This is a genomic window from Candidatus Curtissbacteria bacterium, assembly GCA_024654445.1.
Lineage (GTDB): Bacteria > Patescibacteriota > Microgenomatia > Curtissbacterales > GWA2-41-24 > JANLHP01.
This window is the reverse complement of the sequence record JANLHP010000029.1, coordinates 38,622-46,260: the sequence shown is the minus strand read 5'-3', so window position 1 is coordinate 46,260 and position 7,639 is coordinate 38,622. Positions and strand designations below refer to the sequence as shown.

9 protein-coding genes are annotated in these 7,639 nt (G+C 42.3%); 1 reads left to right on the top strand and 8 read right to left on the bottom strand.

What is annotated here, in order from left to right; translation table 11 throughout:
• A partial coding sequence (locus tag NUV69_05600; protein ID MCR4325128.1) for an NAD(+)/NADH kinase occupies positions 1-809 on the top strand: 809 nt, incomplete at its 5' end.
• Here the strand turns inward: NUV69_05600 and NUV69_05595 are convergent.
• The 8 genes from NUV69_05595 to atpF all read right to left on the bottom strand — a co-directional run bounded on the left by NUV69_05595 (position 803) and on the right by atpF (position 7,623).
• Entirely contained in the window at positions 803-1,282 is a 480-nt protein-coding gene (locus NUV69_05595) for a hypothetical protein (protein MCR4325127.1), read from the bottom strand. The genes NUV69_05600 and NUV69_05595 overlap by 7 nt on opposite strands.
• A 183-nt stretch (positions 1,283-1,465) precedes the next feature.
• On the bottom strand, positions 1,466-2,050 hold the full coding sequence (locus NUV69_05590) for a cytidylate kinase family protein (GenBank protein ID MCR4325126.1): 585 nt from the start codon (positions 2,048-2,050) through the stop codon (positions 1,466-1,468).
• A 69-nt stretch (positions 2,051-2,119) separates the two neighbouring features.
• Positions 2,120-2,527 (bottom strand): ATP synthase F1 subunit epsilon, encoded by a 408-nt coding sequence (gene atpC, locus NUV69_05585; protein ID MCR4325125.1) that lies wholly within the window; start codon positions 2,525-2,527, stop codon positions 2,120-2,122.
• Between the two features lie 160 nt (positions 2,528-2,687).
• A complete protein-coding gene (atpD, locus tag NUV69_05580) occupies positions 2,688-4,091 on the bottom strand; it encodes a F0F1 ATP synthase subunit beta (GenBank protein ID MCR4325124.1) in 1,404 nt (467 codons plus the stop codon).
• Positions 4,092-4,189: 98 nt separating this feature from the next.
• On the bottom strand, positions 4,190-5,032 hold the full coding sequence (gene atpG, locus NUV69_05575; protein ID MCR4325123.1) for an ATP synthase F1 subunit gamma: 843 nt from the start codon (positions 5,030-5,032) through the stop codon (positions 4,190-4,192).
• A 40-nt stretch (positions 5,033-5,072) separates the two neighbouring features.
• Positions 5,073-6,668 (bottom strand): F0F1 ATP synthase subunit alpha, encoded by a 1,596-nt coding sequence (gene atpA / locus NUV69_05570; GenBank protein ID MCR4325122.1) that lies wholly within the window; start codon positions 6,666-6,668, stop codon positions 5,073-5,075.
• Positions 6,669-6,739: 71 nt separating this feature from the next.
• Positions 6,740-7,120, bottom strand: coding sequence for a F0F1 ATP synthase subunit delta (locus NUV69_05565; protein ID MCR4325121.1), 381 nt, complete (start codon positions 7,118-7,120; stop codon positions 6,740-6,742).
• Positions 7,117-7,623 (bottom strand): F0F1 ATP synthase subunit B, encoded by a 507-nt coding sequence (gene atpF / locus NUV69_05560; GenBank protein MCR4325120.1) that lies wholly within the window; start codon positions 7,621-7,623, stop codon positions 7,117-7,119. The genes NUV69_05565 and atpF overlap by 4 nt, the downstream gene beginning before the upstream one ends.
• Positions 7,624-7,639: the final 16 nt, after the last annotated feature.

Genomic DNA, 7,639 nt, shown 5'->3' with positions numbered 1-7,639 from the left:
TGAAATTTGGAGTTGTAGCAGCAAAAGATAATACGAAGGCACAAGACCTTGCAAAAGAGGTTGCTTCTTATATAGAAGGGAAAGGCCACGATGTGGTGGATGAGGCTAATCTTAGCGAAGTTGAGGCTGTAATTACCATAGGTGGGGACGGAACGCTGCTCCATGTTTCGTGCGCGAACATGGAGTTAAATGTACCCTTTATAGGCATAAATGAGGGCACATTAGGCTTTCTGACGGCTGCTGAAGGCAAAGATTGGCAAGAGGTTGTAGATCATGTACTCGAGGGCAATTATGAGGTCAGCGAGAGCATGACAATCGAGGCTAATCTCGAACCAGAAACCAGAAACCGAAAATTTGAAACTTTTAGGGCCTTGAACGAAATTGTCGTAAAAAGTGCGTATAGAGTAGTAAATCTTGAAGTTTTTGTTAACGGTCAGAAATTTCTAAATATTTCGGGAGATGGGGTTATTATCAGTACTCAAACGGGATCAACCGCATATTCACTTTCTTCTGGTGGGCCAATAGTAGATCCTCAAATAGACGCGATTTTAATTACTCCAATTTCCGCGCATGGTTTGCCAATACCTTCTGTTGTAATTTCGCCGGAAAATACTGTCGAAGTTAAGGTAATTGCCGGAGACGATGTTTCTTTGATTATTGATGGCCAGCAGCATGAGAGTGTTTCTAAAGGTCAAAGTATCAAAGTTTCAAAAGGAAAAAGCCGGGTGAAGCTAGGATATTTGGACCGTGATCATTTTCTTAAAGCTCTGAACGCCAAGTTTGGATTAGCCTCGCGTCTCACTCAATAGTTGAGCTCCGAAGCAGTCTTATAATAGGGAATCAGAGTTGAGTCGACGCTGTTGTAAGTTTCTATCGCGACAATAATTGCATTTGCACTAAGTAAAGTAGCGGCTATTAAAAGAAGCGTTTTTGATGGGCCATTTTGAGATTTTGTTTGTATAAAAAGGTAAACCCCGAATATCAATTCTAAAACATTAAAGGCGAGTAAAAAATAGTCCGATACAATTGGGGTTTGAGGTTTTGCACCTACATTTTGAAGAACGGTATCTATGTTAGGTCCCACTACGAGAGACTGAAAAGCAAATATTAAGCCGTAAGAGAGGCCGAACAGAATTAACAGTACAGAAAGCCATCTGTGATATTTTTTCTCCCTAATCATCAGAAAATAGGCGAGAGGACCCGTCAGAAAGATGAGCAGGGACATGAGTACAGCAGGTATATGGAAAGGGCGTTTTTGAGGAGTTTGCTGTTCTTGATCCACAACTAAGTTTAGCTTAAGCAGATTGGTCTTTAAAGTAGATGTCATTGCGAGGAGTGAAACGACGAAGCAATCTAGTTCAGATTCTATCGCGGGGTATATCCTGAACAAAAAGATCCTTCGCTCCGCTCAGGATGACAGGGTGAAGGGCTCCAGAATGACATGAAGAGATTTGCTTCGCGAAGTTTACACTGAGTCATCGAATGTGCTCGCAATGACAGGGTTATTTTCGCCGAATTTTTCTGAGATTTTTTCTACAACGTCTTCTGGTTGAGTTTTGGTTGTGTCAATTACAAGGTCAAAAAACTTAGGATCTAAAAAGTTTTCGTCGGCGTAAAGTTTCCTGAACTTTTTGTCGTGAGCGCGATCTCGCTTTATGACGTCTTCTGCTGTTTCTAAGTGTGTGTGGTGGCGCCTAAGGGCTCTTTTGATGCGCTCTTCTTCGTCGCATATAAGCAGAACTTTTAAGACGTGGGGTATTTCGTGGGTGAAATAGCCCGCATAAAGAGCGTCAACTACAACGCCGCTCGCGTCTTTTAGAAGATTTGTGAGGTCTTCGTCTACTTGTTTTTCAATTTCGTCCGGTATTTCTTCTTTATTTGGTAGGGGAATATTGTGATCTTGTATGTATTTTCGGAAGAAATCGCCTGCTATGTGGAGTTCCAGATTAAATTTTTCGGCGAGAGATTTTGCTGCTGTTGATGTTCCGGAAGCTACCGGACCGGAGAGAACGATTGATTTGTACATTATTTTCCATTTATCATCTGCCATTTGCCATATATTTTCAAATTTTTAAATTGATCAATTATTAAATCAATGGAAAATGGAAATTGGCAGATATTACACTCGACGTCTTCTCTTTATTCTAAGCTGGACGAGGGCTTTTTGAAGATTGGCGGCAGCGAGAGCGTATTCTTCTTCGGAGAGGATGTGTTTTTGTTTGAGCGCTTCTTCTGCCTGTTTTCTTGCTTCTTCAATCTTCTTTTCTTCGATTTCTTCTTCGGGTGCTGCCAGGTCTACAAGTACTTTAATTCTGTCTTTGCCAATTTGGGCGAATCCAAAACCGGCAGCCAGGATTTTTTCTTTTTGATTCTTTTTGAAGATTAATTCGCCTGGTTCAACTTGAGTAACCAAACCGATGTGGTGGGGAAGAACGGTGATTTGGCCAAGCGTTGTTGGGAGCGAAATTTGATCGACTTCGTCGTCAAAAACTGTTTTTTCGGGTGTGATTATCTGTAGATGAATCATAGTAATCCAAAATTTAAAGATCAAAAATCAAAATTGTGGAAGTTCTCGACTACGCTCGAACAATATATACTATTCGACTAAGCCCTTCGATAGGACTCAGGGTAAACTCCGCGCATGGAGAATTTCCTTAACTTTGATCTTTGCATTTTGATGTTTGATATTATTTCTTAACGTCACTGATATCTCCCTTCATGTAAAAGTCTCCTTCGGATACATCGTCGAATTCGCCTTTCAAGATGCGGTCGAAGCTCTCGACTGTCTTTGCAATTGGAACGTAAGCACCTTTTTTGCCGGTAAAGGTTTCCGCGACAAACATTGGCTGAGAAAGGAATCTTTGGATCTTTCGTGCCCGGGAAACAGTCACCTTGTCTTCGTCGGATAACTCTTCGACACCCAGAATCGCGATAATGTCTGTTAGTTCCCTGTATCTTTGGAGGACTTTTTTAACATCTTGTGCGACGTTGTAGTGTTTTTCGCCCACAATCTGAGGGTCAAGAGCGCTGGATGAGGATGAAAGCGGGTCAACAGCAGGGTAAATTCCTTGCTCTGCTATCGATCTTTCGAGTGAAATTGTTGAGTCGAGATGTGCGAAAGTGGCGACGGGAGCGGGGTCAGTATAATCGTCAGCCGGAACATAGACGGCCTGCAGACTTGTAATTGACCCTTTTTTCGTAGAGGTAATTCTTTCCTGAAGCGCACCCATTTCTGCTGCGAGCGTTGGTTGGTAACCGACGGCGGACGGAGTTCTTCCAAGAAGGGCGGAGACTTCGCTTCCGGCCTGAGCGAATCTAAAAATATTGTCGATAAAGAGTAAAACGTCCTGGTGTTTTTCGTCACGGAAATATTCGGCGATTGAAAGGGCAGCAAGCGCGACTCTAAACCTTGCCCCAGGAGGTTCGTTCATTTGTCCAAAAACCATTGCCAGTTTGTCGAGAACTCCTGCCTCCTTCATCTCTCGGTAAAGGTCGTTTCCTTCACGTGTTCTTTCACCAACGCCCGCAAAAACAGAATAACCGCCGTGTTCTTTGGCGATATTGTTAATGAGTTCCTGAATAATGACCGTTTTACCCACACCTGCTCCGCCGAAAATGCCGACCTTTCCACCCTTAAGGAAAGGTGCCATCAAATCGATTACTTTAATGCCGGTTTCTAGTAATTCCGGCTGGGTTTCTTGATCTATTAGCGTGGGTGAAGGTCTGTGAATGGGGTAAGTCTTTTTTGCTTTTACCGGACCCTTGTTGTCTATTGGTTGGCCAGAAACGTTAAATATTCTGCCTAGAGTTTCGACCCCAACTGGAACATTAATGGGCTCGCCTGTATTCGTTACTGTGGTGCCTCTTTTTAAACCATCAGTTGGTCCCAGAGAAACAGCCCTTACAATATTTTCGCCCAAGTGTTGTTGAACTTCCAAAACAAGGTCTCCGATGGTGAGAGCGGCATAGATATCGGGAAGATTACCGCTTGTGAATTCGACGTCGACAACAGGACCAATTATTTGGACAATATGACCACCAGTTTTATCTGCTTTATTTATTTTTGCGCTTCTTACTGTTTTACTAGGCATTTTTCTTTTAATTTCTAATTTCTAATTTTTAATCAAATCCTAATTTTAAAATTTTCTAATTATTTAGGTTAATTAGGTCAATTAGAAATTAGATCAATTTATTGAAACGCTCCTTGAGCTGTTATTATATCCAAAAGTTCTTTAGTGATCGCTTCCTGCCTTGCCTGGTTGTAGTTAAGCGTCAGGTCTTCTATTAAGTCGCCTGCCGCGTCTGTCGCGTTCTTCATCGAAACCATTCTGGCGCTGTGTTCGGAAGCTTTTGCTTCTAAGACTGTTTGATAGATTTTTGTCAGGACGTAATGAGGTAAAATGTTTTCTAGTATCATGCTCGCGTTGGGCTCGAAAAGAAGATCAGCCTCTACTCCTTCCGATTTTTTCTCTTCTGTAAGTTCAATTGGAAGGACCTGAGTTATTGTTGGGATTTGTTTGACCGTAGATTGAAAATCAGGGTATGCGACCTTAACCGACGCTACCTCTGCTTTTATAAAGCTTTCCGTTGCCAGCTTGGTTAAAGTTCTTGCAAGATCGAGGGGGGAGTATTCGTCGGAATTGAAACTGGCAACAATGTCTGCGTGCGATTTTGAGGCAAAAAGTGTTCCTTTCTTGCCGACGACTATATATTTTGCATTTTTATTTAAGTTTGCAACTTCTCTAAATAAGTTAATATTTAAGCCTCCAACTAAGCCTCTGTCTGTTGTAATCAAGATTAAAAGCTCGGTTTGTGCGCTATTATTGTTCAAAAGTTTGTGAGAAGCCTCTTTCGCTTTCTGCCTGACTTCTGCCAGAATTTGATTTAAGGCGAGGGTGTATGGGCGGGAAGCCAAAGCTGCTTCCTGGCTCTTTTTCATTTTGGCTGCTGCAACAAGCTCCATTGCATGAGTTACCTTGGAGGTGTTGGTTACTGATCTAATTCGTTGTTTGATTTCTCTGATTTGGGCCATAGGTTAGTGTGTTAAGTATCAAGTGTCGGGATGCTTGAATTTAGCGTTTCCTCCTTTTCGGTTTTCTGGGCAATGATTTTATTTTTCGGGATGATTTTTTGGGCGAGGTTTTTGATGGAGTCGGTTTAGGTTCCGCATTCTCACTTGCAGCTGAACTTTTACCGACGATTGAAGAAATCATCTTTTCGAGTTCCTTTTGAACAAAATCGTCAAAATCCTTTTTCTCTTCCATGTAATTTTTGAGCCTTTTGTTTGTCGAAAGTGCAACCACGATACGCTGTTCTGTAGCTTTAATCTGGTCAAGAGGGACGGAGTCCAAGTAGCCATTCACTGCTGCCCAGATGACGGAGACTTGAGATGATACGTCCATTGGTTTAAATTGTTCCTGCTTTAGGATTTCGACAATTCTTTTACCTCGTTCTAGCTTTGCCTGGGTTTGAGGATCCAAATCGGAACCGAATTGGGCAAAGGTTACCAGTTCTCGATACTGAGAAAGGTCGAGCCGGAGAGATCCTGCTACTTTTTTCATCATCTTGGTTTGAGCTGCACCACCAACACGAGAAACTGAAATGCCTGGGTTTACGGCTGGTCTGATGCCTGCGTTAAAAAGTTCTGCTTCGAGGAAAATCTGGCCATCGGTTATCGAAATAACATTGGTTGGGATGTAGGCGGAGACGTCTCCGGCCTGAGTTTCGATAATTGGCAGAGCAGTAAGCGAGCCGTCGCCATATTTTTCTGCCATTCTTGCTGCACGTTCGAGTAATCTTGAGTGGAGATAGAAAACGTCGCCTGGATATGCTTCTCTTCCCGAAGGTCTTTTAAGAAGCAGGGAAATTTGTCTGTAAGCCCATGCGTGCTTGGAAAGGTCGTCGTAAACAACTAGCGCGTCTTTTCCGCGGTCCATAAAGTATTCACCGATTGCAGTTCCCGCGTATGGAGCAACGAATTGCATCGTTGCGGAATCGGAAGCGGGCGCGGAAACGATGATCGTGTGGTCCATAGCTTTGTGCTTTTCGAGAATTGAAACAACTTGCGCGATTTTGCTGGTTTTCTGGCCGATTGCGACATAAATACAAATGACGCCTGTGCCTTTTTGGTTGATGATTGTGTCGAGTGTGAGCGCGGTTTTACCAAGGCTCCTGTCACCGATAATGAGTTCCCTCTGGCCACGGCCGATTGGGATCATCGCGTCTATTGCTTTAAGACCTGTTTGAAGGGGAGTGTCGACTGATTGGCGATATATAACTCCGGGAGCAATTTTTTCGACGGGGTAGTTATCTTTTGCGGTGATTGCACCTTTGCCGTCCTGGGGATTGCCGAGCGCGTCGACGACTCTGCCGATTAATTTTTCCCCGACGGGAACTTGAAGAATTTTGCCTGAAGTTCTTGCTTCGTCGCCTTCTTTTAATTTAGTCCAATCGCCAAAAATAATTATACCGACGTTGTCTTCTTCCAGATTGAGTGCGAGTCCGGTTATGTTGTGGGTGAAGAGGACAATTTCAGAAGCAGAAACGTCTGAAAGCCCGCTGACACGAGCTACCCCGTCTCCAAGTTCGGTTATTTTACCGACGTTTTTGGCAACAGACGAAAGTCTGGTTTTTTCTATTTGCTTTTCTATTTCGTCGACAATGCTCATTTTTGTCAATTTCTAATTTCTAATCAAATCCTAATTCTTAAATTTCTAAAATTAAATCATTTAAAATTCATTTAAAAATTTAAAATTATTTGCTCTAGTTTGGCGTCGAGAGTATCGTCCCAAATCCAATCTCCATGTTTTACTCTTGCGCCAAAGACAATTTGCGAGTTCAACTTAAAAATAACTCTTCTTGCGCCTGTTTTTTCGAGAAGCTTCTTTTCGATGCTTTTGGCATTTGTTATTGCAGATCCCACTTCTACAATTACTTCTTCTCTTGCAATTGCTGCTTCGATCAACCTTTTATAACTTTTTAAAATCCCCACAATTCCCGCCGAGTTTTCTTTGGACAGGGAGGCGAGAATGATTTTTATTTTTTTCTCGTCGACAAACCCGCCTGTCAGGCTTCTTTTAAAGAGAAATTTTGCGATTTGTTTTTGTTTTTTCTTGCTCAATGTGTTTGTTTTTGGATTTCTGATATTGCCTTTGCCGTTAAGCTTTGTTTTTCTTTGGGCCCAAGTTCGCTTCCAAGAACTTTTTTAATAACGAGGGCGACTAAATCTAGCATTTCTTTTTCAACTTGCTTTCGCGCTGCTTGTCTTTCGCTTTCTATCTGTTCTCGAGCCGCGGAAAGTGCGTGTTCGATTGTCACCCTGGCTTCTTTGCTTGCTTCCTGGGCAATTCTTTCAGCTTCTTTTTGAGCCTCAGTTATTATGTCTTGCGCATTTTTCCTTGATTCTTCCAAAATTTTGGCCGTTTTTTCTTCAGTCTCTTTTAATTTTTCCTCAATAGTGTCTGCATTTTTTAAACTTTCCTCAATTTTCTGTTTGCGATCATCCAGCATTTTTACAATTGGTTTGTAAAAGAATCTTTTGAGTACAAAAAGAATAACCAGGAAGTTGACTATCTGGGCGAGTAGTAATGTTGGTTGTAATCCAAAGTCGCGCAAAAACTCCATTTTTAAAGGTATCAGG

Coding starts and splice junctions, on each gene's coding strand:
- NUV69_05590 (MCR4325126.1), bottom strand. CDS start 2,050: ATGGCAGATGATAAATGGAAAATAATGTACAAATCAATCGTTCTCTCC.
- atpC (MCR4325125.1), bottom strand. CDS start 2,527: ATGATTCATCTACAGATAATCACACCCGAAAAAACAGTTTTTGACGAC.
- atpD (MCR4325124.1), bottom strand. CDS start 4,091: ATGCCTAGTAAAACAGTAAGAAGCGCAAAAATAAATAAAGCAGATAAA.
- atpG (MCR4325123.1), bottom strand. CDS start 5,032: ATGGCCCAAATCAGAGAAATCAAACAACGAATTAGATCAGTAACCAAC.
- atpA (MCR4325122.1), bottom strand. CDS start 6,668: ATGAGCATTGTCGACGAAATAGAAAAGCAAATAGAAAAAACCAGACTT.
- atpF (MCR4325120.1), bottom strand. CDS start 7,623: ATGGAGTTTTTGCGCGACTTTGGATTACAACCAACATTACTACTCGCC.